The sequence below is a fragment of the [Clostridium] saccharolyticum WM1 genome (assembly GCF_000144625.1).
Classification (GTDB): Bacteria; Bacillota; Clostridia; order Lachnospirales; family Lachnospiraceae; genus Lacrimispora; species Lacrimispora saccharolytica.
The window spans coordinates 2510757-2535603 of record NC_014376.1 but is presented as its reverse complement, the minus strand read 5'-3'; the positions used below and the strand labels follow the sequence as shown (position 1 = coordinate 2535603).

At 45.9% G+C, this 24847-nt stretch carries 21 protein-coding genes and 1 other annotated feature; of the genes, 19 read left to right on the top strand and 2 right to left on the bottom strand.

Annotated features, from left to right (window positions below; genetic code table 11):
* The first annotated feature begins 33 nt into the window (after positions 1-33).
* From CLOSA_RS11890 to CLOSA_RS11855, 8 genes are all read left to right on the top strand, one after another.
* A complete protein-coding gene (locus CLOSA_RS11890; RefSeq protein WP_013273014.1) occupies positions 34-3606 on the top strand; it encodes a DUF5717 family protein in 3573 nt (1190 codons plus the stop codon).
* A 16-nt stretch (positions 3607-3622) separates the two neighbouring features.
* Positions 3623-4846 (top strand): DUF5716 family protein, encoded by a 1224-nt coding sequence (locus CLOSA_RS11885; RefSeq protein WP_013273013.1) that lies wholly within the window; start codon positions 3623-3625, stop codon positions 4844-4846.
* Positions 4843-5658, top strand: coding sequence for a tetratricopeptide repeat protein (locus CLOSA_RS11880; protein ID WP_013273012.1), 816 nt, complete (start codon positions 4843-4845; stop codon positions 5656-5658). The genes CLOSA_RS11885 and CLOSA_RS11880 overlap by 4 nt, the downstream gene beginning before the upstream one ends.
* Positions 5659-5750: 92 nt before the next feature.
* Positions 5751-5980, top strand: a binding site (T-box leader).
* Positions 5981-6132: 152 nt separating this feature from the next.
* On the top strand, positions 6133-8772 hold the full coding sequence (locus tag CLOSA_RS11875) for a valine--tRNA ligase (RefSeq protein WP_013273011.1): 2640 nt from the start codon (positions 6133-6135) through the stop codon (positions 8770-8772).
* 241 nt (positions 8773-9013) lie between these two features.
* Positions 9014-9907, top strand: a complete 894-nt coding sequence (locus tag CLOSA_RS11870) for a sigma-E processing peptidase SpoIIGA (RefSeq protein WP_013273010.1) — start codon at positions 9014-9016, stop codon at positions 9905-9907.
* Positions 9908-9935: 28 nt separating this feature from the next.
* Positions 9936-10676, top strand: coding sequence for an RNA polymerase sporulation sigma factor SigE (gene sigE / locus CLOSA_RS11865; protein WP_013273009.1), 741 nt, complete (start codon positions 9936-9938; stop codon positions 10674-10676).
* Between the two features lie 114 nt (positions 10677-10790).
* Complete coding sequence (locus CLOSA_RS11860) at positions 10791-11270, top strand: RNA polymerase sigma factor (protein WP_013273008.1); 480 nt, start codon at positions 10791-10793, stop codon at positions 11268-11270.
* 20 nt (positions 11271-11290) lie between these two features.
* Positions 11291-12160, top strand: a complete 870-nt coding sequence (locus tag CLOSA_RS11855) for a DUF3298 and DUF4163 domain-containing protein (protein ID WP_013273007.1) — start codon at positions 11291-11293, stop codon at positions 12158-12160.
* Positions 12161-12411: 251 nt separating this feature from the next.
* Here the strand turns inward: CLOSA_RS11855 and sigG are convergent, their stop codons facing one another.
* A complete protein-coding gene (sigG, locus tag CLOSA_RS11850; protein WP_013273006.1) occupies positions 12412-13188 on the bottom strand; it encodes an RNA polymerase sporulation sigma factor SigG in 777 nt (258 codons plus the stop codon).
* A 209-nt stretch (positions 13189-13397) separates the two neighbouring features.
* Positions 13398-14168: a type III pantothenate kinase gene (locus CLOSA_RS11845; RefSeq protein ID WP_013273005.1), complete on the bottom strand. Its 771-nt coding sequence runs from the start codon at positions 14166-14168 to the stop codon at positions 13398-13400.
* Between the two features lie 114 nt (positions 14169-14282).
* Between CLOSA_RS11845 and coaBC the strand changes: the two genes are divergently transcribed.
* The 11 genes from coaBC (at position 14283) to CLOSA_RS11790 (ending at position 24731) form a co-directional block, all read left to right on the top strand.
* On the top strand, positions 14283-15491 hold the full coding sequence (gene coaBC / locus CLOSA_RS11840) for a bifunctional phosphopantothenoylcysteine decarboxylase/phosphopantothenate--cysteine ligase CoaBC (protein WP_013273004.1): 1209 nt from the start codon (positions 14283-14285) through the stop codon (positions 15489-15491).
* A 6-nt stretch (positions 15492-15497) separates the two neighbouring features.
* Positions 15498-16313: an alpha/beta hydrolase gene (locus tag CLOSA_RS11835; protein ID WP_013273003.1), complete on the top strand. Its 816-nt coding sequence runs from the start codon at positions 15498-15500 to the stop codon at positions 16311-16313.
* Positions 16314-16396: 83 nt separating this feature from the next.
* Positions 16397-17986, top strand: coding sequence for a peptide chain release factor 3 (locus tag CLOSA_RS11830; RefSeq protein WP_013273002.1), 1590 nt, complete (start codon positions 16397-16399; stop codon positions 17984-17986).
* 148 nt (positions 17987-18134) lie between these two features.
* Complete coding sequence (locus CLOSA_RS11825) at positions 18135-18587, top strand: GatB/YqeY domain-containing protein (RefSeq protein ID WP_013273001.1); 453 nt, start codon at positions 18135-18137, stop codon at positions 18585-18587.
* 17 nt (positions 18588-18604) lie between these two features.
* Entirely contained in the window at positions 18605-20008 is a 1404-nt protein-coding gene (gene pepV, locus CLOSA_RS11820) for a dipeptidase PepV (protein WP_013273000.1), read from the top strand.
* A gap of 404 nt (positions 20009-20412) precedes the next feature.
* Entirely contained in the window at positions 20413-21435 is a 1023-nt protein-coding gene (locus tag CLOSA_RS11815) for a methionine ABC transporter ATP-binding protein (protein ID WP_013272999.1), read from the top strand.
* Entirely contained in the window at positions 21425-22090 is a 666-nt protein-coding gene (locus CLOSA_RS11810) for a methionine ABC transporter permease (RefSeq protein WP_013272998.1), read from the top strand. Before CLOSA_RS11815 ends, CLOSA_RS11810 begins: the two co-directional genes overlap by 11 nt.
* Positions 22091-22136: 46 nt before the next feature.
* Positions 22137-23045: a MetQ/NlpA family ABC transporter substrate-binding protein gene (locus tag CLOSA_RS11805; RefSeq protein ID WP_013272997.1), complete on the top strand. Its 909-nt coding sequence runs from the start codon at positions 22137-22139 to the stop codon at positions 23043-23045.
* A 196-nt stretch (positions 23046-23241) separates the two neighbouring features.
* Positions 23242-23589, top strand: a complete 348-nt coding sequence (locus CLOSA_RS11800; RefSeq protein ID WP_013272996.1) for a DUF4190 domain-containing protein — start codon at positions 23242-23244, stop codon at positions 23587-23589.
* A complete protein-coding gene (locus tag CLOSA_RS11795) occupies positions 23586-24416 on the top strand; it encodes a DUF975 family protein (RefSeq protein ID WP_013272995.1) in 831 nt (276 codons plus the stop codon). The genes CLOSA_RS11800 and CLOSA_RS11795 overlap by 4 nt, the downstream gene beginning before the upstream one ends.
* Before the next feature lie 54 nt (positions 24417-24470).
* A complete protein-coding gene (locus tag CLOSA_RS11790) occupies positions 24471-24731 on the top strand; it encodes a PRC-barrel domain-containing protein (protein ID WP_013272994.1) in 261 nt (86 codons plus the stop codon).
* Positions 24732-24847 lie beyond the last annotated feature (116 nt).

The window sequence follows — 24847 nt, the reverse complement described above, 5'->3', positions numbered from 1 at the left end:
TAAGATAAGGAAGTTAAAGATACAGGTGGTACTATGAGAGAACGGATCAACAGGCTGGCTAAAGGTATCATTGATTCAGAGATTCCAAAGATTAAGGTGACACCAGGGGAAATTGATGATGTGGTGCGCTCGGGCGGAGCCACCAGGCGGGAGCTTGTCGTCACCAGTGAGAATAATCTACATATAAAAGGACTTGCGTATTCGTCAAACTTCCGCGTCAAACTCATAAGCGGAGCATTTGGCGGGACATACAACCATCTGGTCTATGAGATTAACAGCAGTTTCTTGGAAGATGGAGATATGATTAAGGGCTCTTTTTATCTGGTTACCAATGGCGGCGAGAGAGAAGTCCCTTATTCTTTTTGTGTGGAACTGAGTACGTCAGGGAAAGCACTGAGTGATTTAAAGACAGCAGTGGATTTTGCAGATATCGCAAAAAAAGATATGGACACGGCTCTTCGGTTGTTCGAGTACCGGGATTTTGTCAATGCTCCTTTTATGCAGGATCTGCATGTAAGAGCTATTTACGATGGATTAAAAGGAAGACCTGACAGAAAAAAGGAACTGGAAGAGTTTCTGACCGCTTTAAAGGTGAAAAAGCCGGTCCAGCTATGGGCAGAAACCGGCGAGCGGAGATTTGGAGAATTGGAAGACGTTGTAACGGAGTGGGTGGTCATAAAGCGCAGCGAATGGGGCTATGTAAACCTGGAAGTTACAACAGACTGTGATTTTATAGAGTTGCCAAGGAAAACCCTTGGGGAGCAGGATTTTGAAGAAGAGGAGTGTATGGTTCCTTTTCTGGTTCATCCGGAGCGTATGCATCAGGGAGAGAATTTCGGAAGGATTCTCATAACAGGGATCGAAGATCAATTTGTTATACCGGTTTTGGCGGTTAATAACCCAGGCGGGGGGATATCAGCTGAAGATGCTTTTGCCAAGGAAGCCTTTGGCCGTTTTTTGCGGCTTCGCCTGGAAGAGGAGTACGGGCGGAAGGATTTAAACATTCTTTATGATGAGATGGGAAGGGCTCTTGATGAAATCGAACTGATGAAAGGGGAAAGCAGCCTTCTTAAACTATTCCGGGCTGAGATATTCCTTGGGCAGGGAAATCCATCAAAGGCAGCCCTGCTCCTTGATGAATGCAGGGATGAGATTCTAAAGGAGCGTCAGGAAAAAAAAGAGATTTACTGCTATTACCAGTTCCTGCGCCTAAATGTGCAGCCGGACGAGTACCAGAAGGAATCACTCATCCGTCTTATGAAAAAATATCTGGAAGAAGACAGACGGCTCTTCTGGCTTTTTTTGCTGCTCATGAAGCTGGATAACAGGATGTTTGAGAATCTGCCGGCCTTGTTTTCCATGGCGAAAAAACAGTTTCAAATGGGTGTCAGAAGCCCGTTTTTCTATGTCTGGGGCTGCAGGATATTAAACCGGGCACCGGAGTCCATAAGAACCATAGGACCCATGGAGCTTCAGATCCTTACCCATTGTGCCGGGAAAGGACTGGTAGAAAAAAATCTGGCGGTTGCCGTATCAAAGCTTACCCTGGCTGCGAAGCATTTCAACCGGCTGCAATACCGGATGCTGGTTCAACTATACGAAGAATATCCCATCAAGGAAGTGCTTGAGGCCATTTGTGCCCTGCTGATCAAAGGAGAATGCCGGATGGCAGAAGCTTTTGCCTGGTATGAAAAGGGGGTAAAAGCAGGGATCAGTCTGACGCGGCTGTATGAATATTATCTATACGCCTTGCCGGGAAATTACTGTTATCTTCTCCCAAAGGAAGTTCTCCTTTATTTTTCCTACGGAGGTAATGAACTGGATCTCCATAGCAGGGCGGTCCTTTATAAAAATGTTCTGGTATATCTGGAGCCTGGGGATCCTCTTTATCAGGCCTATGAACGAACCATTGAGAAATTTGCCACGGAACAGCTGTTTGAGTCCAGGATTGACAAGCAGCTTGCCGGGATTTATGAGCGGATGATATTAAAGGATGTGATAGACCTTCCCATGGCTATGGTATTGCCCTCCATTCTCCGGTCCTACCGGGTGGAGTGCAGCAATAAAAAGATGAAGTACGTCATTGTGTGCTATGAGGAAATGACAGAGGAGGATGCCTTTCTTCTTAACGATGGTGTTGCCTATGTGCCGCTGTTTTCAGAACACAGCATTTTGCTTTTTCAAGATGGCTTTGGTAATCGGTATGCTGGCATTCCCTATAAAAAAGAACAGGTCATGGACCGTCCGGAACTGGAAGACCGTTGCTTTGAAGTGTATCCGGAGCATTTTATGCTCCGGCTTCGGGCCTGCGAACGGATCCTGGCGGAGGGGGCCTCAGACAGGATAGAGGTAAAGATATTAGAGAGCACGCTGGAAGATAAAAAACTGCGGCCTCTTTATCAGAAGAACCTCCTTTCCAGAGTCATTGAGTTTTATCAGAAACAGGCAGATGCCCGGGAAGAAGAGGGAGAAGGGGCCGGATATCTGCTTAAGCTTGACAAAAAGGTCCTTTTAAAGCAGGAGAGGATAAGCGTCTTAAACACACTCATCCGTAACAATTACATGGAAGAGGCGTTCCTGATGATCCGGGAATTTGGCAGTGAAGGGATATCTGCGGAACGGCTTCATGAGCTATGTTCGAAAATGATACTAAAGAATCTGTTTGATGAAGATCCTTTGCTCTTACAGCTGGCTTATGATGTTTTCAGGGAAGGAAAAAGTGACGGCGTAATCCTTGACTACTTATGCGAGCATTTTAATGGCCTGACGGATCAGATGTATCACGTGCTTAAGAAGGGGGTTGCCGAGCATGTGGAAACATACGATCTGGAAGAGCGCCTGACAGCCCAGATGATGTTTTCCGGCTGCAGTTCAAAGCTTGATAAGGTGTTTGGCCTTTACCGGAGCCGTAAGGAAACCAGCGATATGATCGTAAAAGCTTATTTTACCATCAAATGTACGGAGTACTTTATGGAGGATAAGGAGCCGGAGGAAAAGGTATTTGATTATCTGGAAGGAACGGTCCGGTCCGCTTCCTTAAAAGGCCGTCTTCCCACCATTTATTTGCTGGCAGTCACAAAATATTATTCCCGTCTTTCTTCTCTTGACGAAGAGCAGCAGAAGCTGTGCCGGAATACGGTTTCTTTCCTTCTGGAAGAGGGGTTTGTGTTTCCGTATTTTAAGACTCTTTCCAAATATGTTCCAATGCCGGAGGATATCATGGACAAGGCCATGATCCAGTACTGCGGGGGCCGGGATTCCAAGGTGGAGCTTAAGGTGAGGATTCTTCCCGACGAAGAGGAATTCCACAGTGAGGATATTTCCCGGATGTACCAGGGGGTCTTTGTCAAGCAGAAAATTTTGTTTGAAGGCGAGATCATGGAATATCAGGTAAGAGAGCTTATTGATGAAGCATGGGTCGTGAAAAAGGAAGGCAGTGTCAGCTGCGATACCGGGATCTCCTTCAAGGCTTCGGACAGCAGGTTTGCCTGTTTGAATGATATGAGCCTGTCCTTAAGCTTAAAGGATGAGAATGGGCTGAAAAAACGGATGCAGGAGTATTTAATGAAGAATGCGGCTGCAGAAGAATTATTTCCACTGAAGTAAGATAAGGGGGCTGTCAATGGACGGACTGATAATAGGGCTTGACCTTTGCGATGCCTATACCCGCATATGCTGCCATGACAGGGAAAAATCATGGTGCCTTCCTACGGTCATCTGTAGGAAGAAGGATGAAGATGCCTGGTTTGTAGGGGAAGAGGCTTATGCCTATACCCTTGTAGGAGAAGGCATTATTGTAGACAAGCTGATAAAAATGGTTAGGAAAGAAGGGACCGCTACACTGGGCGGAACCAAATACGAAGGTCTTGACCTTTTAAAGATGTTTTTAAAGAAGATTTTAAAGCTTCCCATGGAGGAGTTCTTTTGCGAAGAGGTGAAGCAGCTGGTAATCACCATGCAGAAGGTGGATGGAAAACTCATGGACGCAATCATGTACTGCGCAGACTTTCTGGAGATTCCAAGAGATCGGGTGCACATCATAAGCCACACGGAAAGCTTTGTATATTATGCCCTCAGCCAGAAAAAAGAGGTATGGAGCAATCAGGTAGGCGTGTTTGATTTATCGGAAGACGCGTTTCACTACCACGAGCTCAAGGTACAGAGAGGGCTGCGAAAGATGATGGTGATTGCGGAGGATGAAGCTTTGGAGGAAAGCTTTAATCTGGATATTCTGGACACGGTCTCCGGAGGAAAGCTGGCAGATAAAATCTTAAGCTCCTGTGCGGAAAGACTTCTCCAGAAGAAATTATTTTCCTCCATATTCCTGACGGGAAAAGGATTTGAGCGCCACGACTGGGCGACGGATTCCATGAAGATATTGTGCTCCCGGCGGAAGGTTTATATGGAGCCGGAACTGTTTGCCAGGGGTGCGGCGTTTAAAGGAATGGATTATCTTCAGGAAAAGACTCCATATCCCTTTACCTGCATCTGTCAGGGACGGCTTCGTTCCACAGTTTCCATGAGAGTGCTTCACAAGGAACGGGAAAGCCAGTTGGTGGTAGCTGCCGCCGGAGACAGCTGGTATGAGGCGAAGAGCACCGTGGATCTTATTGTGGACCATCAGGATTACGTGGAATTTATGGTGACGCCTATGGATCCAAAGCAGAAACGGCTGATAAAGATTCCGTTGGAAGGATTTCCCCGCCGGCAGGACAGGACCTTGCGTATAGGGATCAGCTTTGGATTTCTGGATGAAAAAACCATGGCAGTGGTACTGAAGGATAAAGGCTTTGGTGAGCTGTTTCCGGCGACAGAAGCCGTAATAAGGCAAGAGGTTATGCTATGAGTCTGATTCTTTGCCGGCAGGAACCGGTGAAACACCCCTTTTATTTTGAAGGCCTGGGAGTCCGCCTGTTTTCCTCTCAGGAGCTTTGCTATGCTATTTACAATAATCCTTTGCTGGTTATGGATCAGTTTGTGGACCAGAATCTGATCCGGTTTATCAGGGAGGATCTGGATATGGCTTTTCTGGCTGCCAGGCTGGAAAAGTGGCAGCAAAGCGGTGAGGAGCCGGACGAGCTTCTTGCCATGATCCTTCATGAATGCGATTACTATACCGCTTCTGAGGTAAGCCGGTTCCAGCAGGGCCTGGCGGCTTACCGGCGGATGCCTGCACCGGAATTTTTAAAGGCAAAGGCAGATTATCTGTTTTCCAGAAAACAATATGGAAAGGCAGTTGCTGAATACGGCCGGATCCTTGACCTTCCAAAAGGGGACCGAATGGATGACGCCTTTCAGTCAAAAATCTACAATAACCTGGGAGCGGCTTACGCCAGGCTGTTTATGACGGACAAAGCCTGCCAGGCATATCAGAAATCCTTTGATCTGGTGAAAAACGGTGATGTTTTAAAACGGATATGTCATCTGGCCCAGTGGAACCCGGGTCTGGTGTTAAATGAACGGTTTCAGGCTCTTCTTACTGATGAGCTAAAAGAGGAGTGCCAAAGGGAAAAGGAAAGCGCACAAGCTCTGGCGGCCCAGGCGGACAGCCTTCAGGAACTGGAACAGCTGTTTCAAAAGGATCCTATTAAGCGCTTCCAGGGGGCTGGTGAGCTTATCCGGAAGTGGAAACAGGAATACAGGAATATTATGTCTTGACAAAACCGTTAAAAAACACTATCATTACAAGGTATATAAGAAAACACCATGCAGGCATACCTTGAAGCCTCAAAAGCATGGGTGGGAATAAGGAAAAGGTAGAGAAGAAGAGGAGTACGCTTATAACCCTGAAAGAGAAAACCGTCCACCGGCTGAAAGACGGTTAAGGAAGTATATGCGGAAGGTAGCTTCAGAACCGGAAGGCTGAAATTTTAAGATCCAGATTCAGTAGGCTTTCACGCTTGGCTGCGTTACAGGCTGCATGAGGTATGGCTGTTCTGCCATATGAATAAAGGTGGTACCGCGTTGATTCGCCCTTTGCATCCTGGAGATGCAGAGGGCTTTTTTTTCGTAAGAAGTTACGTCTCATGAATCAAAAAGAGCCCGGCGCAAGCGTCTTTGTTTCACTGCCACCATCAGAAGAAAGATATACGCCCTGGGCAATATGGGGCGGTCAGTAGGAAGGAGATAATCATGAAAGAATTGGAAAAAACCTATAATCCGGCGGGAATTGAAGGAAAACTTTATGAGAAATGGCTGGATAAGAAGTATTTTCGTGCACAGCCCAATAAGGATAAAAAGCCCTTTACCATTGTAATGCCGCCGCCCAATATTACGGGACAGCTTCACATGGGCCACGCTCTGGATAACACCATGCAGGATATACTGATCCGCTATAAGAGGATGCAGGGCTATGAGGCTCTTTGGCAGCCGGGTACGGACCATGCGGCCATTGCTACGGAAGTCAAGGTGATAGAGAGTTTAAAGAAACAGGGGATAGACAAAGAGGAACTGGGCAGGGACGGATTCCTGGAAAAATGCTGGGACTGGAGAAAAGAATACGGCGGAAGGATCATCAACCAGCTTCATAAGATGGGCTCCTCTGCTGACTGGGACAGGGAGCGTTTTACCATGGATGAAGGCTGCTCTGAAGCCGTACAGGAGGTTTTCATCCGTTTATACGAAAAGGGCTATATTTACAAGGGCTCCCGTATTGTAAACTGGTGTCCTGTATGCCAGACTTCTATTTCAGATGCAGAAGTGGAGCATGAGGACCAGAATGGTTTCTTCTGGCACATCAAGTATCCCATTGCCGGAGAAGAGGGGAGGTTTGTGGAGATAGCCACCACCAGACCGGAAACTCTTCTTGGAGATACTGCTGTGGCAGTCAATCCGGAAGATGAGCGGTACCAGGACCTGGTTGGCAAGATGCTGAAGCTTCCCCTTACAGACCGGGAAATACCGGTTGTTGCAGATGCCTATGTGGATAAAGAGTTCGGAACCGGCTGCGTAAAGATCACACCAGCCCACGACCCCAATGACTTTGAGGTAGGAAAGAGACACCGCCTTCCAGAAATCAACATCATGAATGACGATGCGACCATTAACCTTCCAGGCAGCAAGTATCACGGCATGGAGCGGTATGAAGCCAGAAAGGCAATGGTTAAGGATCTTGAGGAACTGGGGCTTTTGGTGAAGGTGGCTCCCCATACCCATGCAGTAGGGACCCATGACCGGTGTAAGACCACCGTAGAGCCTATGGTAAAACAGCAGTGGTTTGTCAAGATGGAGGAGATGGCTAAGCCGGCAATTGAAGCGTTAAAAACAGAAAAGCTGAAATTCGTTCCCGAGAGGTTTGATAAGATCTATCTTCACTGGCTGGAAAATATCCGTGACTGGTGTATTTCCAGGCAACTTTGGTGGGGACATCGGATCCCGGCATATTATTGTGACCAGTGCGGAGAGATCATCGTATCAAAAGAAGTTCCCACAGTATGTCCCAAATGCGGAGGAACCCATCTGACTCAGGATGAGGATACCCTTGATACCTGGTTTTCCTCTGCTCTCTGGCCTTTCTCCACCTTAGGCTGGCCAGAAAAAACAGAGGATTTAGAGTACTTCTACCCAACTGATGTGCTGGTTACAGGCTACGATATAATTTTCTTCTGGGTTATCCGCATGGTATTTTCCGGAATCGAGCAGACCGGAAAGCTTCCTTTTCATACGGTGCTGATCCACGGCCTGGTAAGGGATTCGGAAGGCCGCAAGATGAGCAAATCCCTGGGAAATGGAATCGATCCTCTGGAGGTTATCGAAAAGTACGGTGCCGATGCCCTGCGAATGACTCTGATCACCGGTAATGCACCTGGCAATGACATGCGTTTTTACTGGGAGCGCGTAGAGGCAAGCAGAAACTTTGCCAATAAAGTTTGGAATGCATCCCGTTTCATTATGATGAATATTGAAAAGGCACCGGATGCCAAGGCAGAACTTAAAGAACTTACCATTGCGGACAAATGGATCCTGTCAAAGGCGAACACCCTTGCAAAGGATGTGACAGAAAACCTGGATAAATATGAGCTGGGAATTGCCCTTCAGAAGGTTTATGACTTTATCTGGGAGGAATTCTGCGATTGGTATATTGAGATGGTAAAGCCAAGGCTGTGGGACGATGAGGATAAAACAAAGGCGGCAGCCATCTGGACCTTAAAAACCGTGTTGATCAACTCCTTAAAGCTTCTCCATCCTTATATGCCCTTCCTTACGGAGGAAATCTTCTGCAATCTCCAGGAGGAGGAAGAGTCCATTATGATTTCCAGCTGGCCGGAATACCGGGAGGATTGGAGCTTTGAAACAGAGGAACATGCGGTGGAAACCATTAAGGAAGCCGTAAGAGGGATCCGGAACGTACGCACTTCCATGAACGTTCCGCCAAGCAGAAAGGCAAAGGTATATGTTGTTTCTGAAAATCAGGAGATTCTTGATATTTTTGAACACAGCAAGGTGTTCTTTGCCACACTGGGTTATGCCGGAGAAGTATATCTGCAGAAGGATAAAAGCGGCATAGCAGACGATGCGGTATCCGCAGTGATCCATCAGGCAGTTATTTACATGCCTTTTGCAGAGCTGGTGGATATTGAAAAAGAAATTGAGCGGTTAAAGAAAGAAGAAGAGCGTTTAAGCAAGGAATTGTCCCGTGTCCAAGGGATGCTTAGCAACGAAAAGTTCGTTAGCAAGGCTCCGGCGGCAAAGATCGAAGAGGAAAAAGCAAAGCTTGAGAAATATGCTCAGATGATGGAACAGGTGAAAGATAGGCTTTCCCAGCTTTCATAAATCCTGGTCTTGTAAATCGACAATCCGGAATAGAATGTGAAAAACAGTCGAACATGGCAGAAAATGCTGTGTCCGGCTGTTTTTTCTTGCGCAGTGTGGGAGGATACCTCATTTTTATATTTTGTCCATTTGTCAGGAACAGGGACAGGAAGGACGAAAGGGGAACGTGTGGTCTGTAGGAATCTGTCGGCATATGCCGTGTCAGGATGGAAAAAGGCGATAAAAAATTGGAATCATCCCCATGGTTTTGACAAATTCTGAATGGCTTACTGGCTATAATGTTCGTACAGGGCAGGAGGTGAAAGCGGCGACGGAAATAAACCTGTACATTGATGTGTTGTTCTTAACTAATTTTGCCATGGATTTTCTGGTCTTATCCATTGTGAGACGGGGGATGAAGTACCGCCTTATATGGTGGAGAATGATTCTTGGGGCTATTTTGGGGGCAGCGTGGGCTGTATTTGCTGCCGCTTTTCCATTTTTACCCCTGTGGCTTGAAATGGTATTTACCTATTTAGCGGTAAGCACCCTGATGGTGGTGACGGCTTTCGACGTAAAAAGACCAAAGGAAATCGGGAAAGCAGTAGGGGTTCTTTATCTGTCCGCGGTTACGGTAGCAGGAATTATGGATGCCCTATATCAGCATACGAAGGCCGGCTATTATATAGAACAGATTCTTAGAGGAAATGGTCAGAAGGCCATACCCTTTTACCGGTTGATTTTTTTGGCAGCGGGTACTTACTTTGGAATCCGCTGCTTTCTGCGGCAGATTTCCGCCATGCTAAAGGGAAAGAGCAATTTTTATGAAGTTACCATGCATTACAGAGGGAAAAAAAAGGTAGTAACGGCACTTCTTGATACGGGAAACAGGCTGTATGAGCCGGTGAGCCGCCGTGCCGTTCATGTTGTGACCTATGAGGCTGTCCGGGAGATATGCGAAAGTGTATCGGAGGTCGTCTATATTCCCTTTGGAAGTGTCGGGAAAAGTGACGGCGTTCTGCCTGGAATCTTTTTAGATGAGATGGAGGTACGTCAAGGGGATGAAGTGAAGGTGATTGAGCGGCCTCTGGTGGCTGTATGCAAAAAGGCATTATCCGAAAAAGGAGAGTATCAGATGCTGCTGCATGAAGAGTGAGTGAATGATGTAAAGGAGAGAGTATCGCATGATTATAAAAGTGTCCGTACCAAACCGTTTTCAATTTAAGGCAATTCCAACATTTAAAACGCTGATGATGCCAAACCAGGGAGAGATCCATTACATAGGAGGAGCAGATATCCTTCCTCCGCCTCTGGATAATGAAAAAGAGGCGCAGATCATTGCCCTTCTTGGAAGTGATGACGACCAGAGGGCTAAATCCGAGTTGATTGAACATAATCTCCGGCTTGTGGTCTACATAGCGAAGAAGTTTGATAACACCAGTGTTGGGGTGGAGGATTTGATTTCCATAGGAACCATAGGGCTCATTAAGGCCATTAATACCTTTAATCCCAACAAAAACATCAAGCTGGCTACCTATGCCTCCCGCTGCATTGAAAACGAAATACTCATGTATCTGCGCCGGAACAATAAGACAAAAATGGAGGTTTCCATTGATGAACCTTTGAATGTGGATTGGGATGGCAACGAGCTCCTTTTATCAGATATTCTTGGAACTGAGGAGGATGTGATTTATAAAGATTTAGAAACCGAGGTGGAACGAAACCTGCTGAATACCGCTATCAGCCGCTTAAGCCCTAGGGAGCGGAAGATTGTGGAGCTTCGGTTTGGATTAACAGATGAGGAAGGAGAGGAAATGACCCAGAAGGAAGTGGCGGATTTATTGGGCATTTCCCAGTCCTATATCTCCAGACTGGAAAAGAAAATCATGAAGAGACTGAAAAAAGAAATCGTACGGTTTGAATGATATTTTAGCTGAAAAAAGGAAAGGCTCATGAGAGTCTTTTCTTTTTTTGTAAACATGCAACTTTTATTGAGTTATAATACGTCTAATAGATAGAACCCCAGAGAGGAGGAAAAAATGAAACAAAAGATTGAGGCAGAGGCGGAGCGGATCCTCTTGAAAAATTATGAGTCGTATTACCGGCTTGCGTACAGCTATGTAAAAAATGAACAGGATGCCCTGGATATCGTTCAGGAAAGTGCCTACCGCGTAATTAAGGAGTGCAGGAAGCTGAGACAAGAAAACTATCTGTCCACCTGGATTTACCGGATCGTCATAAATGCATCCATCGATTATTTAAGAAAGCAGAAAACGGACAGAGTGAGCCTTGATGAGGTAGAGATTCCCCAGGAAGATCACTATAAAGAGGATGATTATTTAGAGCTTTTAAGTTCCCTGGAAGAGAAGGACCGGACCATTGTGATATTAAAATATATCGAGGAATGGAAGCTGGAAGAAATCGCTGAGATTCTGGAAATGAATGTAAGCACCGTTAAGGCCAGGCTTTACCGGGCCCTTAAGAAACTGAAGATTGTACTGGAACCGGAAGCTACTTAGGAAGGAAAGGAGCAGTTATTATGGAGAACAGTGACAAGGATAAACTGTTGAAGATGAAAGAGGAATACAATCATATCCCTGTACCGGAATCAGCCCGGACAGGAATCATGGCAGGAATTGAGAAAGCAAAAAAGGATCAGAGGAGAATTCAGATGATGAAAATGTCAAAACGAACCGCAATAACAGGGGCTGCAGCAATGGCAGCGATTATCATTATGGCAAATGCAAGCCCGGTTACCGCAAACGCCATGGAAGACATCCCGGTCCTTGGGGCTATCGCCAAGGTAGTTACCTTTCGTACCTTTGCGGATGCCAAGAACAATTATGAAGCCAAAATTGAGATACCCAAGGTTTCTATCAATGAAAAAGACAATGACAAGGTTAACCGTTCCATTGAGGAATATGCCGGTGAGCTGATCTCGGAATATGAAAAACAGGTTGGGGAAGATCTGGCAGGCGACGGCCATTATTCCGTAACATCCAGTTATGATGTTGTGACAGATAACGACCGATACCTTTCCCTGCGGATCAATACAACCGTTATTATGGCCAGCGGGGCGGAGTCTGTGAAGATTTTCACCATTGACAAGGAAACCGGAAATGTAGTGTCATTAAAAGATTTAATGAAGAATAAGCCGGACTATATTACCGCTATCAGTGATAACATTAAAAAGCAGATGGCAGAGCAGATGGCAGCAGATGATTCCAAAATGTACTTTTATAAGACCGGAGAGGATTCTTTGGATGGATTTGACCGGATCACCGGAGATGAAAGCTTTTATTTTAATGAAAAAGGTGAGATCGTGATTGCATTTGATGAATATGAAGTAGCCCCGGGTTACATGGGCGCTGTGGAATTTGCCATTCCAAAGGATGTTACCGGATATTAATACTTATGAGACGCTGTTAAGCATCCCTTAACAAATCAGGGGATTGTTAAATTCCCGGAGGAATTCCGTGTAGGATATTTGGAATGGAGAAAACTCTTTAGAATATGTAAAAGCCTGCCTTCCTGACTGGAAAGGTGGGCTTGTGTTTTTTGGAAAGTCCAATTTGCTTTTGGCTCATCCTATGGCTGATTTACGGAGTTCAAACTAGGGGGGCTTTCCTTCGTTCAATGAAATGTGCCAGGAAATAATGTTTAAGAAAGGTAATTCTTCATGGTCTTTAATGCATTTTTCTCCAGGCGGCTTACCTGTGCCTGGCTGATATGGATTTCTTCCGCCACTTCGGTCTGAGTTTTTCCTTCGAAAAAGCGCATGTCAATGATATGCCGTTCCCTTTCGGGGAGGCGTCTCATGGCTTCGTTTAAGGAGATATCCTCCACCCAGTTTTCCTCCAGGTTCTTTTTGTCACTGATCTGGTCCATGACAAAAAGAGGATCACCGCCATCGGAGTAAACCGGCTCATAAAGACTGACCGGGCTTTGTATGGCATCCAGAGCATAGGTAATATCCTCTTTACTGACCCCGATTTCCTCGGCGATTTCCATAAGGGTAGGTTCTTTTAAGTTCTTTTTCATCAGATTTTCTTTGGCGTAAATTGCTTTATAAGCGGTATCGCGCAGGGACCGGCTGACACGGATGGAATTATTATCCCTAAGATAACGCCGAACTTCGCCCAGGATCATGGGCACCGCATAGGTGGAGAAACGAACGTTCTGAGTAATATCAAAATTGTCAATAGCTTTGATTAAACCAATGCATCCAATCTGAAATAAGTCATCTACGTTTTCATTACTGCCGGAAAATCGCTGTATCACACTGAGAACCAATCTTAGGTTTCCCTTGATGTAATCTTCTCTGGCCTTTTTATCCCCGTTAAGAATCCGTTTGAACAGAACTTCCTTTTCCTCGTTGCTCAGAAGAGGCAGTTTGGAAGTATTGACACCGCAAATCTCTACTTTGTATCCAGACATATCTTTCCCTCCGCATCATTCTTTATTTATACAGGCAATGAGCCGTATGCAGGAGTGGTTTCTATCTCCTGTAACGGTCAATGCTGCAAGTGTCAAATCCATTGCAGTTTCCTGCGGGGTATTTGACTATCATAAAGGAATGATGTACTCAAACGAGGGCTTTTATACGACAGCCGAATCAAATTTAATTTCCAGTTTTTAGGTCATTATTAATCCTGCTTATTTTTTTCATACAGAATCAGCAATCCCTTTAATAGGAGAGCGTCGTCATAATAAATTTTATGATAACACAGGGGAACCACGGAGGAGGCCAGGCCGCCGGTGGCTACAAGGCACGCAGAAGCCCCAAGTTCTGCTTCCATCCGGTCAATAAGACCGTCGATCATAGCGGCATTGCCGAACAGGATGCCGTTTTTCATACAGTCAATGGTATTTTTGCCGATCACCCTGGTTGGTTTGTTTAATCCGATATAAGGAAGCTGCGCGGCCCGGCTGCTTAAGGAATCCAGAGACACTCTGAGCCCGGGAAAAATAATACCGCCGGTATAGTTGCCCTCATGGTCAATGACGGACATGGTAGTGGCTGTTCCCATATCAATTACAATGATGGGAGCAGGATATTCCTTTAAAGCGGCGATTGCATTAACAATCAGATCGCTGCCCACGGTTTTGGGATTGTCCATTTTAATGTTAAGTCCGGTCTTCATTCCGGAACCTACAAGCATTGGTGTTTTTCCTGTTATTTTTTTAACAGCACTCAGGACCACATCCGTAAGAGGAGGAACGACGGAAGACAGGATCGCACCTTCTATGGAAGAGAGAGGCAGGCCATGAATTTCCATAATATCTTTTATATTTACCGCATATTCCAGCTCCGTTTTTCCGTGATTTGTGGTGACTCGCTCTACAAAGTAGATACCGGTATTGTCAATGCCGCCGATAACAATATTGCTGTTTCCCATATCAATGGCCAAAATCATAAAGGGAACTCCTTTCCAACTTTTTTTTCTTGTGCTATACTGTAGAGTATCATATTTTAATTTGAAAAACAAGGAAGTTCGATTGGCCTTTGGCAGATCGGATGGGAGGCACTTATGCTGAAAGAAAAAAATATTATATTGGGAGTAACAGGAAGCATCGCAGCCTATAAAATAGCCGGACTTGCCAGTATGCTGGTAAAAAGAGGCTGCAAGGTACACGTCATCATGACCCGGAACGCCACGAACTTCATCAACCCCATTACATTTGAAACATTGACGGGCAATAAATGCCTGGTAGATACCTTTGACCGCAATTTCCAGTACAGCGTAGAGCACGTATCCCTGGCTAAGCTTGCTGATGTGGTGATGATCGCGCCGGCCAGCGCCAATGTGATAGCAAAACTGGCTCACGGGATCGCTGATGATATGCTGACGACCACTGTACTTGCATGCAGATGCAAAAAAATCATTTCACCTGCCATGAATACCAATATGTATGAAAATCCCATTGTCCAGGATAATTTGAAGATTTGCCGGAACTATGGCATGGAAGTCATAGGGCCTGACTTCGGGTATCTGGCCTGCGGAGATACCGGAGCGGGAAAGATGCCGGAGCCGGATGTGCTTTTTGATTACATTGAAAAAGAGGTTAGTTATGAAAAGGATCTGACAGGTAAGAAAATTCTGGTTACAGCCGGTCCCACCAGGGAAGCCATTGATCCGGTCCGGTTTATCACCAACCATTCTACCGGGAAAATGGGGTATGCGATTGCAAAGGCTGCTTCCCTCAGGGGAGCGGATGTGACCTTGGTGAGCGGGAAAACCAATATCCCAAAGCCCAGATTTGTGCACCTCGTAGAGATTGACAGCGCAAAGGAGATGTTTGATGAGGTTACGGCTATAGGGGAAGCTCAGGATGCCATCATTAAGGCGGCGGCTGTAGCAGATTATCGTCCTAAATTTGTGAATACGGAAAAAACAAAGAAAAAAGACGGAGAAATGGTTATAGAACTGGATCGTACATCCGATATCCTTAAGTGGCTGGGAGATCACAGGAAAAAAGGGCAGTTTCTTTGCGGTTTTTCAATGGAAACTCAGAACATGCTGGAAAATTCGAGGGCAAAGCTTGAAAAAAAGAATGTGGATATGATCGTTGCCAACAACTTGAAGGTGGAGGGAGCCGGTTTTGGAACCGAAACCAATGTAGCTACCATCATTACCAGGGATAAGGAAATATCCCTGGAAACCATGACAAAGGAGAAGCTTGCCCACCGGATTCTGGATGAGATATTTTCCGGTTGGAATGAGGGAAAGAAGGAGTAGGACATTATGAGAATTGAGAAAAGGCAGATCATGGTACCAGGTCAGGTGACCGGTCCTGCATGTCTGACCGGTTATTTATTAGACAGCATAAGCGTAAATCCGGATAAGCTTCGTCCGGCGGTAATCGTCCTTCCGGGAGGGGGATACATCCGCAGGTCGGACCGGGAAAGTGAGCCGGTCGCCTTACAGTTCATGTCTATGGGATGTCATGGATTTGTACTGGATTACAGTGTGGATCCCAACCGCTTCCCGACCTCCTTAAGAGAACTTGCGGAAGCGGTAGCTGTGATCAGAGAGCACGGGGCAGAATGGAAGGTGGACACGAATAGGATCATTGCCTGCGGCTTCTCTGCTGCAGGGCATCTGGCCTGCAGCCTGGGGGTTTTCTGGAACAGGGATCTTGTTTGGAAGGCCATAAAACGAGCCCCCGAGGAAGTAAGGCCCGATGGACTGATCTTAAATTATCCGGTGATTACAAGCGGAGAATTTAAGCATGCAGGTTCTGTTTTAAGTCTTTTAGGACAGGAGGCAACAAAGGAGGATATAGAGGCAGTATCCCTGGAGCGGTTTGTAACGGAACATATGCCAAAAACCTTTCTGTGGCATACGTATACCGATGCTTCCGTCCCCCTTGAAAACAGCCTGCTCCTGGCAGATGCTATGAGAAAACATCACGTGAATTTTGAACTCCATGTTTATCCTGCGGGTGTACACGGCCTGTCCCTGGCCAACGAGGAAACTGCAGGCTCCAATGAGGCTTTTCTTGAACCTTCCTGTCAGAGCTGGATTTCACTTGCAAAGACCTGGATATCGAATTTTTGATATGGAAGAGTGAATCTTGACTTATGATTGGAATCATAATACAATAGATAAGTTGAGACGTAAATTTTGGAGGAACTATTTTTGTGAATATAGCGGAAGAAATTAAAAAGAGAAGAACATTTGCCATTATTTCCCACCCGGATGCGGGAAAGACCACGCTGACTGAGAAATTTCTGCTTTATGGAGGAGCCATTAACCTGGCAGGAACAGTAAAAGGAAGAAAGGGCGCCAAGCATGCTGTTTCTGACTGGATGGAGATTGAAAAAGAGAGAGGTATTTCCGTCACCTCCTCAGTTCTGCAGTTTAATTACGACGGATTCTGTATCAACATCCTGGACACTCCAGGCCACCAGGATTTCTCAGAGGATACCTACCGTACTCTCATGGCGGCCGATTCCGCTGTCATGGTCATTGACGGTTCCAAAGGTGTGGAGGCTCAGACCATAAAGCTGTTTAAAGTCTGCGTGATGCGCCATATCCCTATTTTTACATTTGTAAATAAAATGGACCGTGAAGCAAGAGATCCTTTTGAACTGATGGATGAAATTGAGGAAGTGCTTGGGATCAGGACATGTCCGGTGAATTGGCCCATAGGCTGCGGAAGAGAATTTAAAGGGGTTTATGACCGCTTTAAAGAAACCATAACCACATTCCGGGCCGCCATGAACGGTCAGAAGGAAGTAGAAGCAACGGAAGTCCAGCTGGGTGATACCCAGGTAGATGCCCTGATCGGAGAAAGCTTTCACCGGCAGCTTATGGATGACATTGAACTTCTTGACGGGGCCAGCGATGAGCTGGATATGGACCGGGTGAGCAGGGGAGACTTGTCTCCTGTATTTTTCGGTTCTGCTCTTACTAATTTCGGAGTGGAGACATTTTTGCAGCATTTCCTGAAGATGACCACTTCCCCTCTTCCAAGGCTGACTACTACAGGTGTTGTAGATCCCTTTGAAGAGGAGTTTTCTGCTTTTGTATTTAAGATACAGGCCAACATGAATAAGGCCCACCGGGACCGTATTGCATTCATGCGGATAGTGTCCGGCAAGTTTGACGCAGGCATGGAGGTAAACCATGTCCAAGGCGGCAAAAAACTGCGCCTGTCCCAGCCGCAGCAGCTTATGGCTCAGGATAGGAAGATCGTGGAAGAGGCTTATGCAGGAGATATTATCGGCGTCTTTGATCCTGGCATCTTTTCCATTGGGGATACCCTTTGCAAATCCGGAGAGAAATTCGAATATGAAGGAATTCCTACCTTTGCACCGGAGCATTTTGCACGAGTGCGGCAGATGGATACCATGAAAAGAAAGCAGTTTATCAAGGGTGTGAATCAGATTGCACAGGAAGGCGCCATACAGATCTTTCAGGAGTTTAATACCGGAATGGAAGAGATCATTGTAGGGGTTGTAGGAGAACTTCAGTTTGAGGTATTGACCTACCGTCTGGAAAATGAATACAATGTGGAAGTAAGACTTGAAAAGCTGCCATACGAATATATCCGCTGGATTGAGAACAAAGATGAAGTTGACGTGGCTAAGATCCAGGGCACATCTGATATGAAACGAATCAAGGATTTAAAGGATAATCCCCTTCTTTTATTTGTCAACAACTGGAGCGTAGGCATGGTATTAGAGCGAAATCCGGGATTGAAGCTTTCTGAATTCGGCCATAACTAGGAAAAACGCCTTAAGCGTTTTTCATTAGAAGAAGCGGTATTCGGTAAGCGAATATGCCTGCATATCATGCTCACCGCTGGTACCGTACAGGTGCCGGAAAGCCAGGAAGAGTGAATGAAAGAATAATATATAAGGAGGCAGACAGACAATGAGCAGAATTGATGAAGTAAGGGCCGCCATGGTGGAGGCCATGAAGGCAAAGGACAAGCAGAGGAAGGATGCGTTATCCATGCTTCTTTCCTCCCTTAAGAATTTTGAGATTGACAAGAAGGACCATACTCCCATTACAGAGGATGAGGCCAATGCGGTTGTAAAGAAAGAAATAAGGCAGACTCAGGAGACTCATGACCTGGCCCCTGAGGACCGAACCGATATCAGGCAGGAAGCAGCGTTTCGCATTGCTGTTTATAAAGAGTTTGCTCCGGAAGATATGGGAGAGGATCAGATCAAGGAGATCATCCGGTCTGTTCTTGAGGAACTTGGAATTGAAGCTCCCACCGGAGCGGATAAGGGAAGAATCATGAAGGTCCTGATGCCCAGGGTAAAAGGAAAAGCCGACGGCAAGGCGGTAAATGAAGCACTTGCATCGATGATGAAGTAAGAAAAGGGGTGTGGACCATGTATAGGAAGGAAATAGAAGAATATATTGAGTCGCATAAGCAGGAAATGATCCATGATATCTGTACGCTGTGCCGCATCAACAGTGAAAAAATGTCCTATAAGGAGGGGATGCCCTACGGACCAGGAGCCTTTGAGGCCTTGACGGAGGCCCTGGCTATGGCGGAATCCTATGGCTTTTCCATTACCAATTACGATAATTATGTGGGAACGGCAGATTTAAACGAGAAAGAGCGCCAGCTTGATATCCTGGCCCACCTTGATGTGGTTCCGGCAGGAGAAGGCTGGAAGGAGACAAATCCCTTTGAACCTGTCGTGAAAGGTGATAAGCTGTTTGGCAGGGGGACCGCAGATGATAAGGGCCCGGCGGTTGCAGCACTTTACGCTATGAGAGCAGTAAAAGAGCTGAATATTCCCCTTAAGAAAAACGTCCGGCTGATCTTAGGAACAGACGAAGAATGCGGAAGCTCCGATATTGCTCATTATTATGCTATAGAGAAGGAATCCCCCATGACCTTTTCGCCTGATGGTTCCTTTCCGGTGGTAAACACGGAAAAAGGAGGCTTAAACGGCCATTTCACCGCTGAATGGGCTTCCTCTCAAGCACTCCCCAAGCTGGTGAGCTTAGACGCAGGGACCAAGGTGAATGTGGTGCCTGGAAAAGCCATTGCGGTAGTTGAGGGAATTGATGCAAAATCCCTTGAACTCACTGCGTCACAGTGTGAAGAAAGAACGGGGATCCGTTTTGAACTGGAACTGGAGGAAGACATCGCCACCATTACGGCCATCGGCGAGAGTGCCCATGCTTCCCTTCCTGAGGAAGGAAACAATGCTCTGACAGGACTCCTTTATTACTTAACGAAGCTTCCCCTGGCAGAATGTGAGCAGATGACCATGATCCGCCGCCTTCTGGAGCTGATCCCCCATGGGGATACCTCAGGTAAAGCGTTGGGAATTGCCATGGAGGATGAGCTTTCCGGCAGTCTGACTTTGGCATTCAGCCTATTACAGGTCAGGTCATCCTGTCTGGAAGGAACCTTTGACAGCCGGTGTCCGGTCTGCGCCACAGAAGAAAACGTTCTGGAAGTAGTAAAAAGGAACATGGCGGAAAAAGGCTTCACCCTTCACAATGATTCCATGAAGCCTCCTCATCATGTGGATGGCAATTCAGAATTTGTGAAAACCCTGCTGAATGTCTATGAAAGCTATACAGGCCTCAAGGGAGAATGCGTGTCCATGGGCGGAGGCACTTATGTTCATTCCTTAAAGAACGGCGTTGCCTTTGGTGCTTCCATGCCGGGGACGGATAACCGCATGCATGGAGCCGATGAGTACGCGGTCATTGATGAACTGGTGGTAAGTGCCAAGATTTTTGCCCAGGTCATCGTGGATCTTTGTTCATAAAATTTTAAGACTTTGTTTTTGATTTTTAAATTAAGTATTGACAAAAACAGGAAGAGGGCGTAAAATACGGCTCATAAAGTAATTCCTAGTTTGCCTATAGGAATCAGTGGAAGGAGTAGCTGCCATGAACCAGTTAAAAACCATGCAGATGAATATGGATCAGATGAACGGCATGTGTATGATGATGTGTCGTGTATCAGAGTGCATAAAATTACGATAATCGTTTCATTTGTATGGATTGTGATTGGAATTCGCTGAAAGCAGCAAAACGCGGAAATTTTAGGTCGCAAGTCTGTGCAGGGCTTGCGGCCTTTTTGTATCTTTATGAATATCCTGCGGGTATACCTAATCCGCCTGAGTCTTCAGGAGATATATAATGAAAAGAAAGGAAAGGAAATAGACATATGCAGTCAGCAGAACCTATTATCCAGCTGGTAGGACTAGGAAAAGAGTTCCGTACCGCAAACGGTCCCATAAAGGCCCTAGATGATATTAACCTGTCCATTGAACAGGGGGAGATATTTGGAATTATCGGTTTGAGCGGAGCAGGAAAAAGTACATTGGTCCGCTGTATCAATTATCTGGAAATACCTACCTCGGGAGATGTGCTTTTTGAGAATAAAAGTCTGGCATCCATGCGGCCCAGGGAGAAGAGGCTGGCCAGACAGTCCATGGGTATGATCTTTCAGCAGTTCAACCTGCTGGCCCAGAGGAATGTACTACAAAATGTGTGCTTTCCTTTGGAAATTGCAGGGGTTTCCAAAAAAGAAGGAATGAAAAGAGCTATGGAGCTTTTGGAAATCGTAGGCCTTAAGGAAAGGGCAAAGGCATATCCGGCCCAGTTATCAGGCGGACAGAAGCAAAGGGTCGCCATTGCAAGAGCCCTTGCAACGAATCCAAAGGTTCTGCTTTGCGATGAAGCCACAAGTGCTTTGGATCCAAACACCACTAAATCCATTCTCGGCCTTTTAAAGGACATTAACCGTTCCATGGGAGTTACCGTAGTCGTCATCACCCATGAGATGACGGTAATAGAAGCTATTTGCGACAGGGTGGCCATTATTGACCAAAGCCACATTGCAGAAGTGGGAAGTGTAAGAGCAATTTTCTCGGAACCAAAGTCAAATATCGGCAGACAGCTGATATTAGGGGAAGCAGCAGAACAGGTCATCCGGTTCGGCGGCTCCAGAAGGGTCCGGATCTCCTTTGACGGACGTTCTTCCTTTGAACCGGTTCTTGCAAACATGATATTAGCCTGTAAAGTGCCGGTGAACATTATGCACGCCGAGACACGGGATATTAGCGGAACTGCTATGGGACAGATGGTCATACAGCTTCCGGAAGACGAAGTAGATCAGAACAGGATCCTTAATTATTTAAAAACAGCGGGAATTACTCATGAGGAGGTGAAGGATCATGATCTTTGATGCAACAGTTTTACAGATGCTGAAAACTGGTATATGGGAAAGTTTGTTCATGACATTTTCCTCCTCCTTTTTTGCATATCTTATTGGAATTCCTTTAGGCATTATTCTGGTGGTTATGGATAAAGACGGAATCTATCCCATTCCCTGGCTTCAACGGATCCTGGGGCTGATTATAAACCTGCTCCGGTCTGTTCCGTTTATAATTTTACTTATTATGGTGATTCCTATTACAAGGGCCATTGTAGGCACTACCCTGGGAGCAAAAGCCGTAATCCCGCCGTTGGTAATAGCCTCAGCCCCCTATGTGGCCAGAGTCGTGGAAGCCTCCTTTAAGGAAGTGGATCCAGGAGTGATCGAGGCGGCAAAATCCATGGGGTCCTCCACCTTTCAGATTATATGGAAGGTTCTTCTTCCGGAAGCAAAACCTTCCCTCTTGGTAGGTGCGGCTCTATCCATCACTACTATTTTGGCCTACTCTGCAATGGCAGGCTTTGTAGGCGGAGGCGGACTTGGAGATATTGCAATTAAATATGGATATTACCGCTATCAGACGGAAATGATGTTTATAACAGTGGCAATTCTTGTAATCATTGTCCAGGTCATCCAGGAAGCGGGAATGAAGCTTTCCAGAGTGAGTGATAAGAGAATTAAATAGTAACAGCCTAAGGCGTTACCATAAAAAATTTTAAGGAGGAACAATTATGAAAAAATCACTTTATGTACTTACGGCAGCACTGATTGCCGCAGGAGCGTTGACCGCATGCGCAGGAAGCAAGGAAGCGCCTGGAACTACGGCGGCTGAGACAACACAGGCTGCAGCAACAGAGGCAGCTAAAGCAGAAGAGACATCGGCAGCAGAGAGCAAGGAAGTTACCGGTGATCTGGAAAAGATCGTTGTGGGAGCTACTCCGGCTCCTCATGCAGAGATTTTAAACGCTGCAAAGGATCTTCTGAAAGAAAAGGGATATGAGCTGGTGGTAAAGGAATATACGGATTATGTACAGCCAAACCTGGCTCTTGAATCCGGAGACCTGGATGCCAACTATTTTCAGCACAAGCCTTACCTGGACCAGTTCAATGAGGAAAAGGGGACTGATCTTGTAAGTGCAGCAGCCATTCATTACGAGCCTTTTGGTATTTATGCAGGAAAGACAGATGCTCTTGATAAGCTTGCCGAAGGAGCCCAGATCGCAGTTCCCAATGACGTTTCCAACGAAGCAAGAGCTCTTCTTTTACTGGCTGACAAGGGGCTGATCGGCCTTAAAGAAGGTGTTGAACTGAATGCTACCAAGAATGACATTGTAAAGAATGACAAGAATTTTAAGATCGTTGAAGTGGAGGCGGCTCAGCTTCCCCGGTCCTTAAGCGATGTGGATGTGGCAGTTATCAATGGAAATTATGCCATTGAAGCAGGCTTAAAGGTATCCGATGCACTGGCTGTAGAAGATGCCAAGTCCATAGCAGCCACCCTTTACAGCAACATCGTTGCCGTTCGTGCAGGAGAGGAAAGCAGTGAAAAGTCAAAAGCTCTTGTAGAAGCTTTGACAAGCGATACTATTAAAAAGTTTATTGAAGATACCTACGATGGAGCAGTTGTTCCTTCTTTCTAAAGAGGGAATGGTTCCAATGGAAAGAGAAGCTGTTGGGGAGGCAGATTTATGCTGCTTCCGCAGCGGCTTTTTTGTATCAAAAGTCTGCGAAAGAAAATCTTAATTTTACAGGCAATGGAAAATATTGTATAATTTATCAGAAGTCAAAAATTGATTTCTGATAATTAATAGTAAGAGATAAAGGGAGATGGTAATAATGGATCAGGATAATCAAGAAGGATCCTGGCAGGAAACAAGGGATCAGGATCAGAGCGTGGTTTACGTGCAGCCTGAAAAAACGGCCCAAAGCAACATGGCCCTTGCATCTCTGGTCATGGGGATTCTTGGCATTATAACCTCCTGCTGCTGTTGCGGAGGATTGATCTTTGGAAGCCTTGGGATCTTGTTTGCCCTGCTGTCCAGGACAGAAGACAGGTTGGAAGGCTATGCGAAGGCAGGTCTTATTACTTCAGCCATTGCCATGGTGCTGGTCGTATTGGTGGTAATCGTATATGTGGGTATTGCTGCAATGAGTGATTTGGGAATAGGAGGTGTGTTTTCATGAAAACTTCATCTTCAGAACTTAAAAGGCGGGCAAGACGAAGCTTAAAAGGCAGATACGGTCTGTGCATTGGCGTCCAGTTCCTGGCATGTGCCGTTCTTCTGGCTGCTTCCCTGGTGTATGTTTTAACTTCGTATTCCCTGGGACTGGTTCAAAATCCTTTTTTTGAAGGCTCACTTACCATATCACCGGGTTATGTAGCGCTAAGGGGAGGGATTTATTTATCCTTTCTGGTGATCCTTTCCGTATACGGTCTGTTAATGCCGGGAATCCTTAAGATATATCTGAATATGAGTACTGGCAATTCAGCCGGCCTGTCGGATCTTTTCTTTGCTTTTCAGAATAAGCCTCATAAATTTTTAGGGCTTTATTTTATAAATATTCTGATTGGATTTATATGGGCTGTCCCGTATTTCGTGGTACTCATTGTTGCAGTCGTTACTGACTTTATACCGGTCATGGTGGTATTACTGGTGCTTACGTATCTGCTCCTGCTCATTGGAAGTACTGTTACAATGCTGTGTTTATCCCAGTCCATGTTCATCCTTATCGAATCTCCGGATCAGAGACTATGGAAATGTCTAAAGAAAAGTGCAGAAATGATGAAGGGAAATAAGGGCGGACTCTTTTATATTTTATTAAGCTTTTTGGGAATTATAATTCTTGGATACTGTTCCCTGGGGATCGGTTTTCTCTGGATACTTCCTTATATTTACGCTACCATGACAGAGTATTATCTGGATCTTAAGGATCGGTTTCCCCATAACTCCCTTATAGGAGATGAGGAAGCGTTTTCCCAGTCAGCGTGGAACCGGGAAAATCAGTGGTAGAACCGTGTCATGCAGAAGGTATGCGCATAGACTACACTAAGGAGGTGTATATCTATGCGCATTTGTGATCTTAGACAAAAAGAAGTGATTAATATCTGTGACTGCAGACGCCTTGGCTATGTAGGCGATGTGGATTTTGACATGGAAACAGGCTGTCTTATCGCCATCATTGTGCCGGGACCAGGATGCTTTTGCGGATTTTTAGTCAGAGAGAAGGAGTATGTGATCCCCTTCTGCGATATCAGACAGGTGGGTCCGGATATCATCCTTGTAAATGTGGATTTGGAAAAAGCAACGGAAAGATGCGGGATATAGGGATGAGGGGCTTGCGGATCTTAGGATTGTAAGTTATGATATATACTAGGAAATTCGATTGGCCTTTGGCTCGTCGAACGGCTGATTTACTGAATACAACTCCGTGGCCTTAGCTT

Excerpts from the sequence above, each read along its gene's own strand:
- CLOSA_RS11890 (WP_013273014.1), top strand. The coding sequence starts at position 34 with ATGAGAGAACGGATCAACAGGCTGGCTAAAGGTATCATTGATTCAGAG.
- CLOSA_RS11885 (WP_013273013.1), top strand. The coding sequence starts at position 3,623 with ATGGACGGACTGATAATAGGGCTTGACCTTTGCGATGCCTATACCCGC.
- CLOSA_RS11880 (WP_013273012.1), top strand. The coding sequence starts at position 4,843 with ATGAGTCTGATTCTTTGCCGGCAGGAACCGGTGAAACACCCCTTTTAT.
- CLOSA_RS11875 (WP_013273011.1), top strand. The coding sequence starts at position 6,133 with ATGAAAGAATTGGAAAAAACCTATAATCCGGCGGGAATTGAAGGAAAA.
- CLOSA_RS11870 (WP_013273010.1), top strand. The coding sequence starts at position 9,014 with ATGGTTTTGACAAATTCTGAATGGCTTACTGGCTATAATGTTCGTACA.
- sigE (WP_013273009.1), top strand. The coding sequence starts at position 9,936 with ATGATTATAAAAGTGTCCGTACCAAACCGTTTTCAATTTAAGGCAATT.
- CLOSA_RS11860 (WP_013273008.1), top strand. The coding sequence starts at position 10,791 with ATGAAACAAAAGATTGAGGCAGAGGCGGAGCGGATCCTCTTGAAAAAT.
- CLOSA_RS11855 (WP_013273007.1), top strand. The coding sequence starts at position 11,291 with ATGGAGAACAGTGACAAGGATAAACTGTTGAAGATGAAAGAGGAATAC.
- sigG (WP_013273006.1), bottom strand. The coding sequence starts at position 13,188 with ATGTCTGGATACAAAGTAGAGATTTGCGGTGTCAATACTTCCAAACTG.
- CLOSA_RS11845 (WP_013273005.1), bottom strand. The coding sequence starts at position 14,168 with ATGATTTTGGCCATTGATATGGGAAACAGCAATATTGTTATCGGCGGC.
- coaBC (WP_013273004.1), top strand. The coding sequence starts at position 14,283 with ATGCTGAAAGAAAAAAATATTATATTGGGAGTAACAGGAAGCATCGCA.
- CLOSA_RS11835 (WP_013273003.1), top strand. The coding sequence starts at position 15,498 with ATGAGAATTGAGAAAAGGCAGATCATGGTACCAGGTCAGGTGACCGGT.
- CLOSA_RS11825 (WP_013273001.1), top strand. The coding sequence starts at position 18,135 with ATGAGCAGAATTGATGAAGTAAGGGCCGCCATGGTGGAGGCCATGAAG.
- pepV (WP_013273000.1), top strand. The coding sequence starts at position 18,605 with ATGTATAGGAAGGAAATAGAAGAATATATTGAGTCGCATAAGCAGGAA.
- CLOSA_RS11815 (WP_013272999.1), top strand. The coding sequence starts at position 20,413 with ATGCAGTCAGCAGAACCTATTATCCAGCTGGTAGGACTAGGAAAAGAG.
- CLOSA_RS11810 (WP_013272998.1), top strand. The coding sequence starts at position 21,425 with ATGATCTTTGATGCAACAGTTTTACAGATGCTGAAAACTGGTATATGG.
- CLOSA_RS11805 (WP_013272997.1), top strand. The coding sequence starts at position 22,137 with ATGAAAAAATCACTTTATGTACTTACGGCAGCACTGATTGCCGCAGGA.
- CLOSA_RS11800 (WP_013272996.1), top strand. The coding sequence starts at position 23,242 with ATGGATCAGGATAATCAAGAAGGATCCTGGCAGGAAACAAGGGATCAG.
- CLOSA_RS11795 (WP_013272995.1), top strand. The coding sequence starts at position 23,586 with ATGAAAACTTCATCTTCAGAACTTAAAAGGCGGGCAAGACGAAGCTTA.
- CLOSA_RS11790 (WP_013272994.1), top strand. The coding sequence starts at position 24,471 with ATGCGCATTTGTGATCTTAGACAAAAAGAAGTGATTAATATCTGTGAC.